Below are 528 nucleotides of genomic sequence, written 5' to 3'. Positions count from 1 at the left end.
ATCAGAACCGGCGCCGGCCACAGCCACAGCACCAAACACAAGATCGACTCGCTGCCCTCATGAATGACCGGGGCTAGTGAACCGCAAGCGGGTCGCCCGTATCATGCGCGAGGCCGGCCTGCAGGGCCTCTACCGGCGCCGACGCGGCGGCTGCACCATCAGCGACCCGCACGCGGACACCTTCCCGGACCTGGTCGAGCGGAACTTCACCGCAGAAGCGCCGAACCGGCTGTGGGTCGCCGACATCACCGAGCATCCCACCGAGGAAGGGAAACTGTATTGCGCCGCGGTCATGGACGTCTATTCACGTCTCATCGTGGGTTGGTCGATCGATGACAACATGCGCAAGGAACTTGTCATCGACGCACTCGGCATGGCCATCATTCGTCGACGCCCGGATAAGCAACCCGACAACACATGCACGATCACGCACTCCGACCACGGCTCACAAGGCGGATTCAACCGGTCGTCGCAACACCTCGAGCCGGAGGTGTGTTGTGGGTCGAGAGCCTGGTTGGGGAGCGGAAG

The 528-nt window shown here is 63.3% G+C and carries 1 protein-coding gene; it reads left to right on the top strand.

Annotated features, from left to right (window positions below; all coding sequences use genetic code 11):
• Positions 1–76: 76 nt before the first annotated feature.
• On the top strand, positions 77–528 hold a 452-nt coding region (locus LL648_RS43620), incomplete at its 3' end, for a DDE-type integrase/transposase/recombinase (protein ID WP_232668867.1).

The sequence above is a fragment of the Pseudonocardia sp. TRM90224 genome (assembly GCF_021245725.1).
Classification (GTDB): domain Bacteria; phylum Actinomycetota; class Actinomycetes; order Mycobacteriales; family Pseudonocardiaceae; genus Pseudonocardia.
The sequence above is the reverse complement of the archived record's forward strand: the minus strand, read 5'-3'. Positions and strand labels throughout refer to the sequence as shown.